The 18,292-nt window shown below is 66.5% G+C and carries 15 protein-coding genes and 1 pseudogene; 5 read left to right on the top strand and 11 right to left on the bottom strand.

Annotated elements, in window-relative coordinates; all coding sequences use genetic code 11:
* Positions 1-13: 13 nt before the first annotated feature.
* The 6 genes from HY058_03010 to HY058_02985 form a co-directional block, all read right to left on the bottom strand.
* Complete coding sequence (locus tag HY058_03010; GenBank protein ID MBI3496256.1) at positions 14-1,324, bottom strand: neutral trehalase; 1,311 nt, start codon at positions 1,322-1,324, stop codon at positions 14-16.
* The gene (locus HY058_03005; GenBank protein MBI3496255.1) at positions 1,321-2,370 is read right to left on the bottom strand and encodes an ABC transporter ATP-binding protein; all 1,050 of its coding nucleotides are present in this window, start codon (positions 2,368-2,370) and stop codon (positions 1,321-1,323) included. Before HY058_03005 ends, HY058_03010 begins: the two co-directional genes overlap by 4 nt.
* 12 nt (positions 2,371-2,382) lie before the next feature.
* Positions 2,383-3,189: a carbohydrate ABC transporter permease gene (locus tag HY058_03000; protein ID MBI3496254.1), complete on the bottom strand. Its 807-nt coding sequence runs from the start codon at positions 3,187-3,189 to the stop codon at positions 2,383-2,385.
* On the bottom strand, positions 3,186-4,034 hold the full coding sequence (locus HY058_02995) for a sugar ABC transporter permease (GenBank protein ID MBI3496253.1): 849 nt from the start codon (positions 4,032-4,034) through the stop codon (positions 3,186-3,188). Before HY058_02995 ends, HY058_03000 begins: the two co-directional genes overlap by 4 nt.
* Before the next feature lie 168 nt (positions 4,035-4,202).
* Positions 4,203-5,492, bottom strand: coding sequence for an extracellular solute-binding protein (locus HY058_02990; GenBank protein MBI3496252.1), 1,290 nt, complete (start codon positions 5,490-5,492; stop codon positions 4,203-4,205).
* A gap of 74 nt (positions 5,493-5,566) precedes the next feature.
* Complete coding sequence (locus HY058_02985; GenBank protein ID MBI3496251.1) at positions 5,567-6,574, bottom strand: LacI family DNA-binding transcriptional regulator; 1,008 nt, start codon at positions 6,572-6,574, stop codon at positions 5,567-5,569.
* Between the two features lie 151 nt (positions 6,575-6,725).
* On the opposite strand from HY058_02985, the gene HY058_02980 reads away from it, so the two are divergent.
* A complete protein-coding gene (locus HY058_02980) occupies positions 6,726-7,544 on the top strand; it encodes a glucose 1-dehydrogenase (protein ID MBI3496250.1) in 819 nt (272 codons plus the stop codon).
* Positions 7,545-7,728: 184 nt separating this feature from the next.
* Here the strand turns inward: HY058_02980 and HY058_02975 are convergent.
* Positions 7,729-8,603: pseudogene (locus HY058_02975) on the bottom strand (amino acid ABC transporter substrate-binding protein).
* A 312-nt stretch (positions 8,604-8,915) separates the two neighbouring features.
* Here HY058_02975 and HY058_02970 point away from each other — a divergent pair.
* Positions 8,916-10,055, top strand: coding sequence for a mandelate racemase/muconate lactonizing enzyme family protein (locus HY058_02970; GenBank protein MBI3496249.1), 1,140 nt, complete (start codon positions 8,916-8,918; stop codon positions 10,053-10,055).
* Positions 10,056-10,064: 9 nt separating this feature from the next.
* On the opposite strand, the gene HY058_02965 is transcribed toward HY058_02970, so the two are convergent.
* The 4 genes from HY058_02965 to HY058_02950 form a co-directional block, all read right to left on the bottom strand.
* Complete coding sequence (locus tag HY058_02965) at positions 10,065-10,307, bottom strand: hypothetical protein (GenBank protein MBI3496248.1); 243 nt, start codon at positions 10,305-10,307, stop codon at positions 10,065-10,067.
* 207 nt (positions 10,308-10,514) lie between these two features.
* Positions 10,515-12,626, bottom strand: coding sequence for an enoyl-CoA hydratase/isomerase family protein (locus tag HY058_02960; protein MBI3496247.1), 2,112 nt, complete (start codon positions 12,624-12,626; stop codon positions 10,515-10,517).
* 10 nt (positions 12,627-12,636) lie between these two features.
* Positions 12,637-14,505 (bottom strand): feruloyl-CoA synthase, encoded by a 1,869-nt coding sequence (locus HY058_02955; GenBank protein ID MBI3496246.1) that lies wholly within the window; start codon positions 14,503-14,505, stop codon positions 12,637-12,639.
* A gap of 41 nt (positions 14,506-14,546) precedes the next feature.
* A complete protein-coding gene (locus HY058_02950) occupies positions 14,547-15,443 on the bottom strand; it encodes an amidohydrolase (GenBank protein MBI3496245.1) in 897 nt (298 codons plus the stop codon).
* Between the two features lie 237 nt (positions 15,444-15,680).
* Here HY058_02950 and HY058_02945 point away from each other — a divergent pair, with 237 nt between their 5' ends.
* The 3 genes from HY058_02945 (at position 15,681) to HY058_02935 (ending at position 18,146) form a co-directional block, all read left to right on the top strand.
* A complete protein-coding gene (locus HY058_02945) occupies positions 15,681-16,907 on the top strand; it encodes an ABC transporter substrate-binding protein (protein MBI3496244.1) in 1,227 nt (408 codons plus the stop codon).
* Between the two features lie 112 nt (positions 16,908-17,019).
* Entirely contained in the window at positions 17,020-17,553 is a 534-nt protein-coding gene (locus HY058_02940; protein MBI3496243.1) for a MarR family transcriptional regulator, read from the top strand.
* Positions 17,554-17,675: 122 nt separating this feature from the next.
* Positions 17,676-18,146: a response regulator gene (locus HY058_02935; GenBank protein ID MBI3496242.1), complete on the top strand. Its 471-nt coding sequence runs from the start codon at positions 17,676-17,678 to the stop codon at positions 18,144-18,146.
* Positions 18,147-18,292: the final 146 nt, after the last annotated feature.

Below are 18,292 nucleotides of genomic sequence, written 5' to 3'. Positions count from 1 at the left end.
GCCGGCTTGCACCTCAGACTTCGGTGAGGATGTCCGGCTGAGAATCGTTTCCGATCCAGGCGAGCCACATCGCCGCGGTCCAGGAGAATTCGCCGCCGCCGAGCCCGGCACCGGTCATGGGATGATAGTATTCCCAAAGCCCCACGCTCTCGACCAGGTGGCGAGAGTCTCGGCGGATGCGTGTCGCGGTCGCGATATCGCCATAGGCGGCGAAGCCGTCGGCGAGGATCCGGTTGATCGGCAGCCATGTCGGACCACGCCAATAGCGCACGGGGTCGAAGGCCTCCGCGCTGGGGGCGGTGCTGGGGACGAGATAGCGGACGGAACCCGCCCAGCCATGCAGATGGTCAGAGAGCACCCCCGCCTCGGCGGCGCTCGCCGCCCGCGCATAGAGCGGCAGGAAACCGGCGGAGGTCGCGATCGGAGCCAGCTCGCCGGTGCGATGGTCGAGCGAACGATAGATGCCGTCCTGATGGAGCAGGCGCGGAAACGCTCTCAGGCTCCGCTCGATCCACTGGGCGATCGCGTCGGCTTCACGGGCGAGGCCGAAGTGTCGCGCCATGGCAAGGAGGTCGCGATCGGCGCGCAGCAGGATCGACTGTATGCCGATGTCGCACACCCGGAACGACGACCTTCGAGCGACGTCCTCGCCGCGCCACCCGAGCGCCTTTGCGTCTTCCACCAGCGTCATGACGCGATTGTAGAAATCGTCCGTCGGCCGCTCGGAGGCATTGACGTGGGTCTTGTCCTTGCGGAGCCGGCTGACCTCGACCCTCGGCTCGATGCGGGCCAGCGGCTCGTCCCATTCCGGGGAGTTGTCGCGGCCGGTCTCCCAGGGATGGACGATGGTGACGAGGCCGGATGCGTCCGGGTCGCGCGTCTCGTGCCACCAGCGATGACTGGCGAGCAGCTTGGGGAAGAGGCCGCGCGCCCGCTCCTGCGACTGGGCCTGTTCGCCGCCGGATTGCAGCAGCACCCGCGCCGCGGTCGCCGCGACCGGCGGCTGGGTGATCCCGGTCGTGGGCGGCATGTGGCGGGTACCCCACACGGCGGGCCCGGGGTAGTAGTTCTCCGCCGGCTTGTGGAAGACGATGCTCGGCACCATCCCGTCGTCCCACTGGCCGAGGAAGAGCATGTCCAGTTCCTGCCAGGCCCGCGCCCGGTCGAACGACGCGTAGCCGAACGCGATGAACGCCGCGTCCCAGTTCCACTGGAAGGGATAGACCTTGCCGTTCGGCACGGAGTAGCCGCCGCGGTCATTGGCGCTGAGGATCGCGTGCGCGCTCGCATCCAAATCGGAGGCCTTGCGTTCCGCCTGCTTCATGCGGCCGATCCCAACGCCAGCCCGCTGTCCGGATGCATCCACACCACCCGCTCGGGATCGAGCGCCAGCCCGATCACGTCTCCGGTCCTGACCGTGGCCGTGGGCGGCGCCACCACGCGCACCAAGGCACCGTCGACGCTGCCGGTCAGCAGCAGGTGCGAACCCATGGGTTCGGCGACCTTGAGAGTGAAGGGCAGTCCGCGATCGGAGCCGGTGAGACGCGCGTCTTCGGCGCGAAAGCCCAGGACCACCGGGCCGGACGTCGGCGCGGCCAGCGTGAACCCGCCCAAGGAGACCCGGCCCGCTTCGGCGCGGGCGCTGACGAAGTTCATCGGCGGCGAGCCGACGAAGCCGCCGACGAATTTCGTCGCCGGCCGGCTATAGACCGCGGTCGGCGTATCCACCTGCACGATCTTGCCGCCGTGCATGACGGCGATCCGGTCGGCGAGGCCCATGGCTTCCGTCTGGTCGTGGGTGACATAGACGGTCGTGGTTCCCGCCTGCCGCAGCACCGACTTGAGCTCCGCCCGCATCTCCAGGCGCAGGAGCGCGTCGAGGTTGGACAACGGCTCGTCCATCAACAGCACCGCCGGCTCCACGGCGAGAGCGCGGGCGACGGCGACGCGCTGGCGCTGGCCGCCGGAGAGCTTCGCCGGGTAGCGCTCGAGATAGGGTTCGATATGCAGAAGCGCCGCGGCCTTCTTTACCTGGCTGTCGACGACCTCGCGCGTCTTGCTCTGCATGACCAGGCCGAATGCGACGTTGTCGTAGACGGTCATGTGCGGAAAGACGGCGTAGTTCTGGAACACCATCGCTAGTCCGCGCTCGGCGGGCCGCAAGTGGCTGACATCGCGATCGCCGATGAGCACCCGACCCGCGGTCTGGGATTCGAGGCCGGCAACGATGCGAAGCAGCGTGGTCTTGCCGCAGCCGGACGGGCCGAGCAGCGCCACGAACTCGCCATCGGCGATCTCGAGGTCGACCTCCTCCAGCGCGGTCACGCTGCCGAAGCGCTTGACGATGCCGTCGATGCGGATGCCGGCCATGATTTTCTCCGTTCAGCGGCTCGAGACGCCCCACATGGCGAACAGGTAGCGGCGGACCGCGAAGATGAAGACGACGGAAGGCACGATCAGCATGAAGCCGCCGGCAAAGCGGTAATGCATCGGCGACTCGGCGAGCACGCTCAAGAGATAGGCGGTCAGGGTCCGCTCCCTGACTGTCAGCACGGAGGCGGCGAACACCTCGTTCCAGGAGATGATGAACGCGAAGATCGCGGCGGCCGCGATCCCGGGGAGCGCCAGCGGCAGGATCACCTTGCGGAAGGCCTGCAGGCGCGAGCAGCCAAAGACCCACGCCGCCTCCTCGAACTCCCGGGGAATGCCCATGAACAGGCTGGCGGTCACCAGGGCGGCGAAGGGTAGCGCCAAGGCGGTATGCACCAGCGAGACGCCCAAGGGCGTGTCGTAGAGACCGACGCGGATGAAGATGACGGTCAGCGGCAAAGCGAGGATGGCAAGCGGGAAGGCGCGGGTGAGGAGGATCATCAAGCGATAGGCGTTGGCGCCGCGGAAGGAGAAGCGGGCCAGGGCATAGCCGGCCGGCGCGCCCAGCGCGATCGAGAACACCATGGTGAGCACGGCGGCGATCACCGAATTGAGAGCGGCATGCCACACCCCCTCGATCCTCAGAAAGAGCTCCATGGATCCCAAGGATGCGTCGAGCGGCATCCAGCTCTTCGGCCACTTGAACACGGCCAGGCGCCCGCCGAAGGCGCCGAGCGCGATGAGGTAGATCGGCACCAGCACCCAGATGCACAGCGTGAGGAGGCCGGCGACATAGAGGGAGCGCCTGGCGCCGGTCATGCCTGCTGCTCCGGATCGACGCGGATCGCCTTCAGATAGACCAGCGTGGCGCCGAGCGAAATCACCATGACGAGCACCGCATAGGCGGCGGCGACGCCGTAATTCTGGTTGTCGTGCTGCCAGACGAAGGCTTCGCCGACGATGACCGGGAAGTTGCGCCCGCCCAGCGCGTAGACGACGGCGAAGACCTCGAAGGCCAGCACGGTGCGCAAGATCAGTGCCGACTGCAGGCTCGGCTTGAGGAGCGGCAACGTGATGCGGGTGAACTTGGTCCAGGGCCTGGCGCCGAAGATGTCCGCGGCCTCGCCGTACTCCTTCGGTATGAGCTGCAATCCGGCGACGAGGATGATGAGCACGATCGCGGTGGCCCGCCACATCTCGGTCAGCACCACGCCGATGAACAAGGTCGCCGGCGTCTCGCTGTTGAGCCATGGCGTCGGCCCGTCGACGAGCCCGAGGGCGTAGAGCGCGGTGTTGAGATATCCGGTGTTTTGCAGGATGGCGAGCCAGGCAAGACCGGCTGCGAGATCCGAGACGCCGAGCGGAATGGTCCAGATCCACAGCACGACGTCGCGGCCGCGATGCATCTTCTGCAGCATCATGCCCATGGCCAGCGCCAGGGCGACCTGCAGCGGTATCACGGTCAAGACCAGGAGGAAGGTGTTGCGGATGGCGACGGCGAAGTTGAGATCGCTCACCATGCGCGCGTAATTGGCAAGCGACAGGCCGCCGCCGGCATCGAAGGACAAGAGGATCGTCTGCACCAAGGGCACGACGAAGAAGATGCCGAGGAAGATCATGGAAGGCGCGATCAAGAGATAGGGCAGCGCGCGCGATTGGGTCATCGGGCGATGTCCGCTTCGCCTGCCCGATTGCCCCCACCCCAACCCTCCCCCACGCTCACGCGTGGGGGAGGGGGCGGGACGATTGGGCGCGGCACGTCATCAAACCCTCCCCCACGAATGTGGGGGAGGGCAGGGTGGGGGCTTGTCTCAACCTGCACGGGACCGGACCTACTTGACCGGGCAGGCGCCTTGGCTTGGCTTGTCCGGCGCCCAGCAGGGAGCCGCGGTCGCGGTCATGAGGCCGCGCAGCACCTCGGCCTGGGCGTCGAGGGTGGCGCGGATGGGCTCGCCCCGGAGCACGATGCGCTGGAAGGTGTCGAAGTACACCTTGTTGAACTCCCCGCCCTTGTCGCCGAGGCCGACGGGCAGCAGCGCCACCAGCGCGTCCTTGGCGTTCTGGGTCTTGGCCACACCTTCGGCGAGCAGCTTCGTGCCGGCCGGCAGGTTGGCAGGCAAGGGGGTGTCGACGACCGGGAAGAAGCCGACCTCGGCCGCGGTTGCGACCTGGATTTCAGGCTTCAAGAGATGCTCGATCAAGGCGACCGCATCGGCGCGGTCCGGGGCACCCTTGGCGATGGCGAGGCCGACGAGGACCGACATATAGCCGCGGCCCTTCGGTCCGGAGGGCGACGGCACCGCCTGGTAGTCTCCGGGTGCCGCCTGCAAGGCGTCCTTCACCCGCGAGACGTGCTCCCAGCCGATCCACACCTCGCCCGCCATCAGCGGCTCTTGCATGAAGTCGTAGTTGGTCGAGTTCGGATTGACATAGGCCCAGAGCGCCTTGAGGTCGGTCCACGCCTTCTCGGCCTCGGGCGAGCGATATTCCGTCACCATCGAGCCGGTGTAGGAGGGATAGAGATTGCCCTGAAGGAAACGGGCGAAGAGCCCCTTGGGGCCGGCGGGGAAGCCAAGCCGGCGCTGTCCGGTCTTGTCCGCAATCGCCTTCGCCCATTGGGTGAGCTGCTCGAAGGTGAGCGCGTTCACATCCGCACCTGCGGGCAAGTAGGGCAGCGCCCGCTTGTTCACCGCCAGCACATAGGTGGCCTGCATCCAGGGGATGTAAACCTGCTTGTCCGTCCCGAGCCTGCCCAGCTGCATGAGGCCGGCCGGGATCCCGCGCGAGCCGAGCTTGGCGGCGACGTCGTCGACCGGGTCGAGCGTCGCCATCGGCACCAAGGGTTGCAGCTCGCCATGGACGGCGCCGATGAGGCTCACTGTCCGCTTGCCCGCGTCCTGCTCCGCCTTCAAGCGAATGGGGAGCTGCGCCGGCTCGTCGGTGACGAAGGTGGTCTTCGGCCCGCCCTTCAAGAGGACTTCACGCACCTTCTGGGCATCTTCGATTGGCCTCAGCTGCGTCGACAGAAACAACACGTCGGCCCGCGCCGTGCGCATCGGCAGGGCGAGGAGACTCAAAGCGGAGAGCACAGCCGCGAATGCCGCAATTGCCGTCTTGGACATGACGTCCTCCTCCAGTCCGGTTGGCTTTTTCGTGGAGCTCGATCCCGGCACCGGATCCGGAAGCGGGCCCGTACTCAGTCTCGCGGACGCGCCGTCGAGCCGCGCTCGGTCGGCCTCACCGCGAGGATTTCCTGCATTCCCTCCGGTCCGGCGCCGCCGATCCGCGCCAGGATCATCTCGGCGAGCCGGCGCCCGGTTGCCTCGATCGGCAGCTCCATGGTGGTGAGCGGCGGATCGGAGTAGGCGGACATCGGAATGTTGTCGTGGCCGATGACCGAGAGATCCGCCGGCACCGCCAAGCCCCGCTCGCGCGCCGCCTTGAGGGCGCCGAAGGCCATGAGGTCGGTCGCGCAGAGGAGGGCTGTCGGCGGCTCCCTCGCGCCGAGAATATCTCTGGCGCCGGCAAGCCCGCCCCGCTCATCGGCCGTCGCCTCGGCGATCACCGGCGCAAGGCCCGCCTGGCGCATCGCGCGCTCATAGCCGCGGCGGCGGAGATGGGCGAAGGTGAAGGCCGCAGGTGCCGCGATATGCGCGATCCGCCGATGGCCGAGCCGGAGGAGCCGCTGCGTTGCCTCCAGAAATGCCAGCTCGCCGTCGCCGTCGACGAAGGCGTAGGGCAGCGGCATCTCCGTGCGGCCCATGACGACGAAGGGAAAGCCTATGCGCCCGAGATAGTCGATGCGCGGATCCTGCCGTCGGGTGCGGACCACGACGATGCCGTCGGCGCGGCGGCCCTCGACGAGCCGGCGATAGGTCTTGATCTCATCCGGCCCGGGCGGCGCGGCGATGAGCGTGAGATCGAAGCCTTGCCCTGCCAAATGCCCGCCCATGGCGGCGAGCAGTTCGATGTAAAGCGGCTCGTTGAAGTGCCCGGGCTCGGTCGGCAGCACCAGGCTCACCATCTCCGGGGCGCCGCGGCGCAGGCGCCTGGCGGCGGCATTGGGCCGATAGCCGGCGGCGTCCGCCGCAAGGTGGACCCGCTGGCGGGTCTTGGCGGCCACGTCGCCATAACCGTCGAGGGCCCGAGACACCGTCGTCGGCGACAGTCCGAGCGAGCTCGCCAGCGCCCGCAGCGCGCTCAACCCTCGCTCCTGGGAGGTGCAGCCATCCGAGTTCGGAACCTTACCAAAATACTCTTCCAAATCGTTTTGGACCCCATGATATTGCCTTGTTCGGCAACCCAGATCAATCCTTTGCGGAAGATCGCCTCACCGGTCGAAGAGAGGAGCGCCCATGCAGAAGATCGCGGCCCGGCTGGAGGGGCGGTTCGCCCTCATCACCGGCGGCTCACGCGGGATCGGCCGTGCCGTGGCGGTGCGCTTTGCCGCCGAGGGCGCCAGCGTCGCCATCAACTATGTCGGCGATGCCGGCCATGCGAAGGCGGCGCTCGATGAGGTCGAGGCATCAAGCCGGGCCGCCGGCTATGCCGACCGCAAGCATCGCCTCGTTGACGCCGACGTCGCCTCGGCCGATGCGGTGCAGGGCATGGTGCAAACCCTCATCGCCGATTGGGGACGCCTCGACATTCTGGTCAACAATGCCGGCATTCAAGCAACGACGCCGGGTGACGGGTTCGACCACGCGGAATTCGATCGGGTTCTCGCCGTCAATCTCAAGGGAGCGGCCTATTGCGCCGAGGCCGCCATCAAGCATTTTCTAACGAGGCCCGGCGGCGGCGCCATCATCAACACATCGAGCGTGCATGAGCGCGTGCCGAAGCCGGGCTATCTCGCCTATTCCGTGAGCAAGGGCGGGCTCGGCAATCTCACCCGCACCTTGGCGCTGGAATTCGCCGATCGCGGCATCCGCGTCAATGCGGTCGGCCCCGGCGCAGTCTTGACCGAGATGAACGATTCCTGGCGCCATGATCCGACGTCGCGCGCTGCCGTCGAGGCGCATATTCCCATGGGCCGCGCCGCCACGCCTGAGGAGATGGCGCCGGTGTTCGCCTTCCTCGCCTCCGACGATGCCTCCTACGTGACCGGGCAGACGCTCCATGCCTGCGGCGGCCTGACGCTTTACGGCGACTTCAAGCAGAACTGGTCGAGCTAGCCCCAATACTGTTCAGTTAAGTGAACAGTATTGGGGCTAGGGTGCCGGCGCCGAAGCTCGCCGGGATCGGACGAAGTTCGGAGCGCTTGACACTAGGAGCCGAGGGTCATCCCACCCGGTCCGGCGACGCGCATCGCCGCCGAGGAAGCGCAGGAGCATCCTCCGCTGGATCGACCCGTGCCGCTCAGCGGAGCGGCAGCGCGTACATGATGCCGCCGCGGGTCCACAGATCGTTGAGGCCGCGCTCGAGATTGAGCACCGTGCCCTTGCCGACATTGCGCTCGAAGCTCTCGCCGTAGTTCCCCACGGCCTTGACGATGTTGTAGACCCACTTCTCGTCCACCCCGAGCGCCTTGCCGTAGCCGGGGGTGACCCCGAGCACGCGCTGGATCGCCGGATCGGTGCTCTTCAGTTTCTCGTCCAGGTTCTTCGAGGTGATGCCGAGCTCCTCCGCTTCGATCATGGCATCAAGCGTCCAGCGCACGACCGCGTACCACTGGTCATCACCCTTGCGTACGACCGGTCCCAGGGGTTCCTTGGAGATGCGCTCCGGCAGGATCACATAGTCGTCCGGCTTCGGGGCCATGGCGGCGCGGGTGGAAGCGAGACCGGAGGCATCGGTCGTATACACATCGCAGCGCCCGTTGAAGAAGGCGTTGGTCACCTCGTCGATCTTCTCGATGACGACCGGCTGGAACTTCATGTTGTTGGCGCGGAAATAATCGGCGAGGTTGAGCTCGGTGGTGGTTCCGGGCGCCACGCAGACGGTGGCGCCGTTCAGCTGCTTGGCCGAGGTCACGCCCAGCTTCTTCGGCACCATGAAGCCCTGGCCGTCATAGAAGTTGACGCCGGCCATGTGCAGAAGTCGATGTCGAGCCCGGTCCATTTCCCCTGGCTATCGGGATTGCCGAATCCCGGCAGGCCTTGGTTGACGCCGCAGACGACGTAGCCGCGGGCCTTGATGGCGTCGAACATGGCGCCTGCTTCCGCGGCGGGTGTGCCGAGGGCGATCAGCCCCGCGGCGGTGAGAACGGCAACGGCCAACCGACCTGGCATCATCGAACGCCTCCCCCTTCGTTGTGTTCATCAGCAGAAAGGCTCTCAGCCCGTTGGGTCTGAGGATCGCAACGCTCGGACCTCCTTCGGCGCCGTCCCGACGAGGGCAAGAGACGCGAGAAGTTGATGCGGCCGCGGACTGTCGAGAAACCCAAGGATTCCCTCAAAGCCAGCACAAAATACGCCGAAAATCCGACGGCGTCGATCTCGGCGCCGCTCAAGACGTCCTCGGTCCCCCGGAACGGTTTTGACATGTCACATTTGGGCAGGATTGCCCATACTCTATGCGGCAAAATCGGGATCGATGAGGGCTCCATGCGGATCGAGCGGCTGCGGGCATTCATGACGCACGACAAGGATCGCCCGCGTGTGGTGGTGGCCATCGACACCGACGATGGCGTGACCGGCTGGGGCGAGTGCTACAACCACGGCCCCGACAAGGCGCTGCCGCCGCTCCTCGACTATCTCTTCGAGCTGATCCGCGGCCAGGATCCCCGCCGCATCGAATACCTAATGCTGTACCTCCTGCAGCAATCGCGGTTTCCGCCGGGAGCCTTGGGTCTGGCCGCGATCTCCGCCATCGACCATTGCCTGTGGGATATCTCGGCGAAGGCCCTGGGCGTGCCGGTCTACATGCTCCTGGGCGGCAATGCGCGCGAGCGCGTGCGGGTCTATGCCGGAGTCTATACCGCGCCCGATCCGCCGCAAGCCCGCGACCAGGCGGATACGCTCAACGCCAAGTGGGGCCTGACCGCCTTCAAGCTCAGCCCCTATCGGATCGACATCCATGCCAATCGCTGGGGCGAAGTGGTGCGCACCAGCGCCGAGTATTTCCGTGCGCTCCGGGAGACGACGCGCGCCGATTACGAATTCGCCTTCGATGCCCATGCGCAGATCTTCGAGCCGATCCAGGCGGTCCAGCTGGGCAATGCGCTGGCCCCCTACGATCCCTTGTTCTTCGAGGAGCCGATCCGCCCGGAAAACATCAAAGCCTGGGGCGAATTGAAGCGGCAGCTCCGCTGCACCCTCGCCACCGGCGAATGCCTCTACGGCCGCTTCGAGTTCCTGAATCTGTTGTCGGTCGCGGGCGCCGACATCATCCAGCCCGACATCTGCGCCGTCGGCGGCGTGCTCGAGATGCGCAAGATCGCCGCTCTCGCGGAAGCTCACTACGTGACGGTGGCGCCGCACAATCCGATGGGGCCGCTGGCGACCGCGGTCAATCTGCATTTTTCCGCCGCGCAGCCGAACTTCCGCATCCTCGAATACCGCCTGCCCGACGGCGCTCCTTATGTGAAGGACCCGTACCTACCTAAAGACGGCTATCTCGAATTGCGCCCGGATCGCCCGGGCTGGGGCGTGGAAATGGACGAAGCGGTGCTCGCCCGCGACGGCTACGTCCATTGGCAGCGCAAGGTGCCCACCAGGCCGGACGGCTCGACCGGCTATGTCTGAGCTCCGGAGTTAAGGCTTTTTGGCTGCTGGTGTCGTCGGCTTCTTGTCCTTCGCCAGCTTGGCGATGCAGTCCTTGTGTTCTTGGGTATTCGGCTTCAGATTCTTGCACTCCTTGCCCGGAGCGGCCGCCTCCTTGGTCGTGCTCTTCGTGGTGCCGGGTTTGGTCTGCGCGAGCGCTCCGCCCGCGACCGATACGCTGCCGAGCGCGAGAGCGACGGCGATGATCAAAGTCAAGCTGCGAGCATGTGGCATCGTTGCCGTCCTTCTGTTGGTCCTCCGTCTATAGCAAAGCTTAGAATCGGGAGCGCGGCAACGCAATCTGATCGCCGGTGGCCAGGATCCGTGTCGTTGTCGTCGGTGCTGCAAACTGCAGCGCGACTGTGCTTTGGTCGGCGCCAAAGGATGGCGACTCGTTCGCGGGAGAGGCGTGGGGAGTGCGCTCGTTAGGTCGTCGCTCCCTCAACCCTTTCCCGGCACGAGATCGGCGAAGCGCTTGCCCTCGCGGACGAGCTTCTCCAGGAGCGGCGCCGGTTGCCACCACGCGCCATGGCTCTCGTGCATGCGCTTTACCAACGTGAGAATCTCATCGAGCCCGATCGTGTCGGCATGGAACATCGGGCCGCCGCGCCAGGATGGGAAGCCGTAGCCGGTGAGATAGATGACATCGATGTCGCCGGGGCGCTGGGCGATGCCCTCCTCGAGAATCTTCGCCCCCTCGTTGATCATCGAATAGAGGCAGCGCTTCAGGATGTCATCGTCGCTAAACGTCTTGCGCCGGATGCCGAGACGCTCAGACTCCGCGAGGATGATCTTTTCAACTTCCGGGTCCGAGATCGGCGTGCGGCTGCCGGGGTCGTAGCGATACCAGCCGGCATTGGTCTTCTGTCCGTAGCGGCCGGCTTCGGCGATCCTGTCGACGAGACTCGAGAGGCGCCGGTCGTTCGCCAGGCGCAGCCGCCGCTCCTGGCGGACCCGCCACATGACGTCGTTGCCGGCCATGTCGCCCATGGTGAAGGGGCCCATGGCGGCACCCCAGTCGGTGAGTGCCTTGTCCACCTGGGCCGGCAAGGCGCCTTCCTCGAGCAGGAACTCGGCCTCGCGGAAATAGGCAAACAGCATGCGGTTGCCGACGAACCCGTCGCAGACGCCGACGGCGACCGGTACCTTGCCCAGGGTCTTGCCGAGCCGCATGGCGGTTGCCAGCACGTCCTTCTCCGTCTTCGCTCCCCGCACCACCTCCAAGAGGCGCATGACGTTGGCCGGGCTGAAGAAGTGCATGCCGATGACGTCCGCTGGCCGTTTCGTCACCCGGGCGATGGCATCGACGTCGAGAGTGGAGGTGTTGGTCGCGATGATCGCGCCTGGCCGGCAGATCCCGTCGAGCTTGCGGAAGACCTCCTGCTTCAAGGCCATGTTCTCGAACACGGCTTCGACGACGATGTCCGCATCCCTGATCGCCGCCAGGTCGAGCTTGCCCTGGATGAGACCCATGCGCTTATCCATGGCCGCCTGCTCGAGGCGGCCCTTGGCCACGGTGGCGGCGTAGTTGCCGCGGATCACCCCGAGGCCGCGCTCCAGCGCCTCGGCCGAGGTCTCGACCAAGGTCACGGGAATGCCGGCATTGGCAAAACACATGGCGATGCCGCCGCCCATGGTGCCAGCGCCGATGACGGCCGCGGTCTTGAGCGGCCTGGTCGCGGTGTCGGCCGGCACGTCCGGGATGCTCATCGCCTCGCGCTCGGCGAAGAAGGCATGCACGAGGGCCCGCGACTGAGGCGAGCTCACCAGCTCCAGGAAGATCTCGCGCTCGCGCTTCAAGCCCTCATCGAACGGGAGCGTGACCGCGGCCTCCACCGCGTCGACGCAGCGGAGCGGCGATTCCTGGCCGCGGGCGCGCTTCTTTACCTGGGAGCGATAATCGCCGAACAGCGCCTTGTTGCCGCGCGCATCGACGAGCTTGTCGTCGCGGTCGCGGAGGCGGCGCGCGAGCGCATCGGACGGGTTGGTGCTGCGGGCGAAGCCGACCGCGCCCTCGAGCAGATCGCCCGCGACGATGGCATCGATGATGCCGAGCGCCTTCGCCTCTGCCGCGCGCACGAACTTGCCCGTGGTGATCATCTCCAGGGCCTCCTTGGCGCCGATGAGGCGGGGCAGGCGCTGAGTGCCGCCGGCCCCGGGGAGGATTCCGAGCTTGACCTCGGGCAGCCCCACCTGCGCCGAGGCGACGGCGACCCGGTAGTGGCAGCCAAGGCAGATCTCGAGCCCGCCGCCCAAGGCCGTGCCGTGGATCGCGGCGATCACCGGCTTGGCGCTCGTCTCGACGGCGGCGATCACGGTGTCGAGCCCCGGCGGCTCGATCGGCTTGCCGAACTCGCGAATGTCGGCACCGGCGATGAAGGTCCGGCCGGCGCCGATGAGGACGATCGATTTGGCCTCGGCATCGGCGGCCGCCTGCGCCAGCGCGTCGAGGAGCCCCTGACGCACCGGGCGGCTCACCGCATTCACCGGCGGGTTATCGATGGTGATGACGCCGACGCTGTCGCGCCGTTCGTAGCCGACTACGGAAGACATTGCGGTTCCTCTAGTTTGCTTCGGGCAGGATCACATCTGGCCCGGGTGGTTCCATGTAAAGGCGCTCGACAAGAGGCGCGCGGTTCATGAGCACAGCCCGCTGGTTGATGTAGCCTTTGTCGGTGATCTCGCTGTTGTCGATGGAAGCGGGGGTATCGAGCAGCAGCACCCGGGTGATGCGCTGGGAGCTGCCGCCGGCATTGGCGTTGTGGCGCTGGAGCGCGGCGGCGAGCGCCTCGCGGATGGCGGGCGCGCGGACGAGCACCGCGATCGGCGCTTCGGGCCCGAGCTCTGGCGAGAGGCTGCGGCAGCCGGCGAGGCTGGGAAACACCAAGAGGCCGATCTCGTCCCGGTCATGTCCGGTCACCACCGCGTCCTCGATGAGCGGTGTTGCCGCCGCGATGGCGGCCACGCGCAGGGCCCCCACCGTCACCCAGGTCCCCGACGAGAGCTTGAAGTTCTCCCCGATGCGTCCGTCGAAGACGAGCCCCTTGACGGGATCGTCCGGATCGGCGAAGCGGACGGCATCGCCCGGGCGATAGAAGCCCTCTTCGTCGAAGGCCGCCCTGGTCAAGTCGGGCCGCTTCCAATAGCCCGGTGTGATGTTGGGACCGCGCACCCTGATCTCGAGCTTGTCGCCCTCCGGTGCCAGCTTGACTTCGGTGCCTGGCGCCGGCAGCCCGATATTGCCGGCGCGGCGCATCGGATAGTGGACGCAGGTCGCCATCGGCGCGGTCTCCGTCGTGCCCCAGGCCGAGACCATGGGTACCAGATGCCCGACTGTCTTGAGGGAAAGCGCCTCCAACCGCTGCCAGAGGCTCTGGGGGAGCGCGGCGCCGGCATAGAAGATGAGGTCGAGCTCCTGAAAGAGCCGTTCCGCCAGCTCGGGCTCGCGCTCGAGATGGTCGATCACCATGGCGAAGCCGCGGGGCACATTCAGATAGATCGTCGGCGACACCTCCCTGAGATTGGCAAGGGAACGCTCGATCAGCGTCGGCGTCGGCTTGCCGTCGTCGATGTAGAGCGTGCCGCCGTTCCGGAGCACCATGTTGAAATCGGAGTTGCCGCCGAAGGTGTGGTTCCACGGCATCCAGTCCAACAGCACCGGCGGCCGCTCTTCGAGGAACGGCCACAGTTGGACATAGCTCTCCTGGTTGGCGCACAGCATGCGCTGCGTGTTGATGACGCCTTTCGGATCGCCGGTCGAACCGGAGGTGAAGAGGATCTTCGCGATCGTGTCGGGGCCGAGCGCCCGATGCGCCGCATCCGCCGCCGGACCCGGCTTGGTCGCGAGCAGCGAACCGAACTCCGTTGCCGGCAGTCCCGGCACGGCATTGCACCCGAGCACGAGCTCGGCGCCGTGCATGGCAAGCGCCTTCAGCGCATTTCCATGGCGCTCGCCGTCTTCGGCGTAGATGAGCCCGGGGGCGACGATCTCATGGATGGTGCGAAGCTTGCCGAAATCCTGGGAGAGTCGCGAATAGGCGGTCGAGACCGGCGCCACGGGGATGCCGACATGCATGGCACCCAGAGCCAGCAACGCGTGCTCGATGCTGTTTTCGGAGAGGATCATCACCGGGCGTGCGCCGTCGAGGCCGCGATCGAGGAGCGCCTGGCCGATGGCCTGCGCCGCCGCCCAGGCTTCGGCGTAGGTGAGCTCGCGCCACCGCCGGTTCTCGTCGCGCTCCGCGAGGAATACCCGCTCGGGGATGCGGCTCGCCCAGCCTTCGAGGAGAGTGCCGAGGCATCTGGGCGGCGGATTGAGCATGTAGGGCGAGCGAAGGATCACGCTGCCGTCGCCTCGGCTCTCCCGGTGGACGGCGGGCTCGGCGAAGCGGAGCCGGCTCTGCCGCCGCCGGCTTTCGGCCATGGTCGTCATCGATGCTTCCTCCCGGCCGGCTTCTCTGCCTGCCTTGTTTCTCAGACTTCGGTGTCGCCGAGCTTCAGCAGCTTTATCGCATTCTCCTTGAGGATCAACGGCCTGACCTCGGGCTTGATATTGACCGTGGCGAAATCCGCGAGCCAGCGGTCCGGCGTGAACACGGGAAAGTCCGAGCCGAACAGCACTTTGTGCTTCAAGAGCGTGTTGGCGTACTGCACGAGGTTGGCCGGGAAGTATTTGGGCGACCAGCCGGAAAGGTCGATGTGGACCTGCGGTTTGTGGGTGGCGACCGCCAACGCCTCATCCTGCCAAGGAAAGGAAGGGTGGGCCAGAATGATGGTCAGGCTCGGAAAATCGACGGCGACATCATCGAGGTAGATCGGGTTGGAATATTTGAGCCGGATCCCGCCGCCGCCCGGCATGTTGGCGCCGACACCGGTCTGCCCGGTGTGGAACAGCGCCGGCAGGCCCGCTCCGGCGATCACCTCGTAGAGTCCATAGGCCTTGCGATCGTTGGGGTAGAAGCCCTGGGCCGAGGGATGGAACTTGAATCCCCGAACGCCATACTCCTCGATGAGGCGCCGGGCTTCGCGGACACCCATCTTGCCCTTGGCAGGGTCGATGCTGGCGAACGGGATCAAGGCGTCGCTGTGCTCGGAAGCCAGCTCCGCCACTTCCTCATTGGCGATGCGCCAATGGCCCATCTCGGCTTCCGTATCGACCGGGAAGATCACCGCCGCCATCTTGCGCTGGCGATAGTACCGGGCGACCTCAGGAATGGTCGGCCGCGCCGTCTCGCGGAAATACTTCGCCATCGCCTCATCAAAGATGATCGAGCAGGGGTCCCGCGGCTGACGGCTGGAGGTCTCGGCGTGGGTGTGGACGTCGATGGCGACGAGCGCCGCCAGATCGAGCCGAGGCACGTATTTCGCCATTGCGGCATCCTCGATAGTTATTGACAATAATAATTCCTTCGATACACATTTTCATCAAGCAATCGCTAAGCCGAACGCAAATTCGGCAGCTCTGGGAGGGGTCTTGCACGGACTGGTTCCGCCGGCCTCCGCTCGTATGTTGCGCGCTCCCTCAGCAGCGGCGACGGCGCACGCGCGCCAATCGAAGTCATTCACGTTGGTCCGCCGAACGACCGGGCAAATTAAGGAGGCGTCATCATGACCTTGTCCTTGCGCGCCGTCTTTCTGCCGATGATGGTGCTTGCGGCCGCAGGCACGCTCGCCCTTCCGTCCGCCTTGAGGGGGCAAGAGCGGCCGATCCGCATCGGTGTGCTCAACGACATGTCCGGTCCCTATGCGGACTTTCAGGGCCCGGGATCGGTGCAGGCGGCCCAGATGGCGGTCGAGGACCGCGGCGGCAAGGCGGCGGGCCGCAAGGTCGAGGTGGTGTTCGCCGACCACCAGAACAAGACCGATGTGGGTGCCGCCATCGCCCGGCGCTGGATCGATGAGGAAGGGGTCGACGTGATCGTCGATCTGCCGAATTCGGCCGTCGCACTTGCCGTCGGCGACATCGTCAAGGACAAGAACAAGGTCATGATCGGCTCCGGCGCGGGCACGGCGCTTCTGACCGGGGCGCAGTGTTCGCCCAACACCGTGCATTGGACCTACGACACGTGGTCCTACGGCCATTCGGTCGCCCGCGCGATCATTGGCCAGGGCGGCAAGCGCTGGTATTTCCTGACCGCGGATTATGCTTTCGGGCATGATCTCGAGAAGCAGGCAAGCGACGAGGTGGTCAGCAGCGGCGGCAGCGTGGCGGGTGCGGTCCGCCATCCGATCGGCGTCAGCGATTTCAGCTCGTTCCTTCTGCAGGCTCAGGCCTCGGGTGCCGATATCGTCGGCTTCGCCAATGCCGGCGGCGACACAACCAATTCCTTGAAGCAGGCGGCCGAGTTCGGCATGGGCAAGAAGCAGAAGCTGGCGGCGCTGATTTTCGGCCTGCACAATGTGCCGGCCCTGGGTCTGGAGCCGGTGCAGGGTCTGTTGACGGTATTTCCGTTCTATTGGGATATGAACGACGGCACGCGGGCGTGGTCGCGGCGCTTCCAGGAGCGCCACGCCAAGAAGTGGATGCCGAACGACATGCATGCCGGCGTATACGCTGGCGTGCTGCATTACCTGAAGGCGGTCGACGCTCTGGGCGCCGCCGCGGACGGCAGGGCGGTCGTCGCCCGGATGAAGGCGATGGCGACCGACGATCCCTTGTTCGGCAAGGGCAGCATCCGTGAGGACGGCCGCAAGATGCATCCGATGTATCTGATGCAGGTAAAGAGCCCGGCGGAGTCGAAGGCGACGTGGGACTACTTCAAGGCCGTCGCCACCATCGATGCCGACAAGGCCTTCCGGCCGCTCAAGGAGGGCGGTTGCCCGCTCGTCCGCTGAGGCTGCGTCGTGCGCCGATCCCGCGGCGATTGTCGTTGACAATCATATTTGCGGACAACGATCTTGGCCGACGACACGCGGGCGATGCAGCCCGCGCGTGACCGGAGCCGGGATGTCCCGCAAGACCGCGAAAGCGCCGACGCCACCGACGAAAGTGCCCAAGCGCGGGCGCGGCGCCGCACGGGTGCTGACCGCGCCCGCCGACAAGGGCGCGCGTCCGATCGACACGAGCGGCCTCGAAGGGATCATCGGCTACGTGATAAGGCGGGCGCAGATCGCCGTGTTCCAGGACTACAACGAGCTGGCCCAGGATCTCGGCGTGACCGCGACCCAGTTCGCCGTCATGCGGTTGGCCGCCGCCAATCCGGGCCTCAGCCAAACGGCGCTGGCCGGCGCGCTCGGCGCCGACACGCCGCGCATGGTCCTCATCATCGATGAGCTGGAGCGCCGCCGGCTCGTGCTCCGTCTTGCCTCGACGGTCGACCGCCGCTCTCGGGCCATCTTCCTCACGCCGGAGGGCCGCAAGCTGCTTGCGGTCATGTCGAGGCGCGTCGCTCTCCAGAATCGACGCATGGTCAAGCGGCTCCGCGGCGACGACAAGAACATTCTGTTGCGCATGCTGCAGAATCTCGCCACGCCGCTGTAGTCACTGGTCGGGCCGAATCCGCTAGACTGACTCTCGGCTTGGGGGGCCGAGGCAGCGTGACAGGGGCGGCTGGCTATCGATTCGGGCAGCTGACGGTGCTGGTCGTCGACGACAACCAGCACATGCGCTCGCTCATCCGCACCATCCTCAAGGCGCTCGGCGTCGGCACCGTCATCGAAGCGACCGAGGGCGGCCATGCGCTGGAGAAGCTCGAGGCCAACGACATCGACTTGGTGATCACCGACTGGAACATGCAGCCGGTGGATGGGCTACAGCTCGCCCGGCACATCCGCATGGCGCCGGCGAGCCACGATCCCTATGTGCCGATCATCATGATCACCGGCCACACCGACAAGGAGCGGGTGATCGCCGCCAGGGATGCCGGCATCAACGATTTCATGGTGAAGCCGGTCTCCGCCCAGCAGCTATTCTCCCGGCTCACCGCGCTCATCGAGAGCCCGCGCCACTTCGTCAGGACCAAGGAGTATTTCGGCCCGGATCGTCGGCGCCGGACTCTGCCCTTCGAGGGTCCCGACCGGCGCAAGCCGGAGGCCGAAGGCGGGGAGGCGGCGAAGGACGACGAGGATACCTAGCCCGCATTTCTCAGTGCGCCCCGAGGGCGCGGATCACCAGTGGAGGAAGGTACCACCCGGACAGTAGTCGGTTCGATCTGGTAGCTGGCAAGCGGCTTGGCGGGGCAACCCGTCGGGCTGGAGCCTTGCGACGAAGGCCGCGATAG

This window comes from Pseudomonadota bacterium (genome assembly GCA_016195085.1).
Taxonomy (GTDB): domain Bacteria; phylum Pseudomonadota; class Alphaproteobacteria; order SHVZ01; family SHVZ01; genus JACQAG01.
The sequence above is the reverse complement of the archived record's forward strand: the minus strand, read 5'-3'. Positions and strand labels throughout refer to the sequence as shown.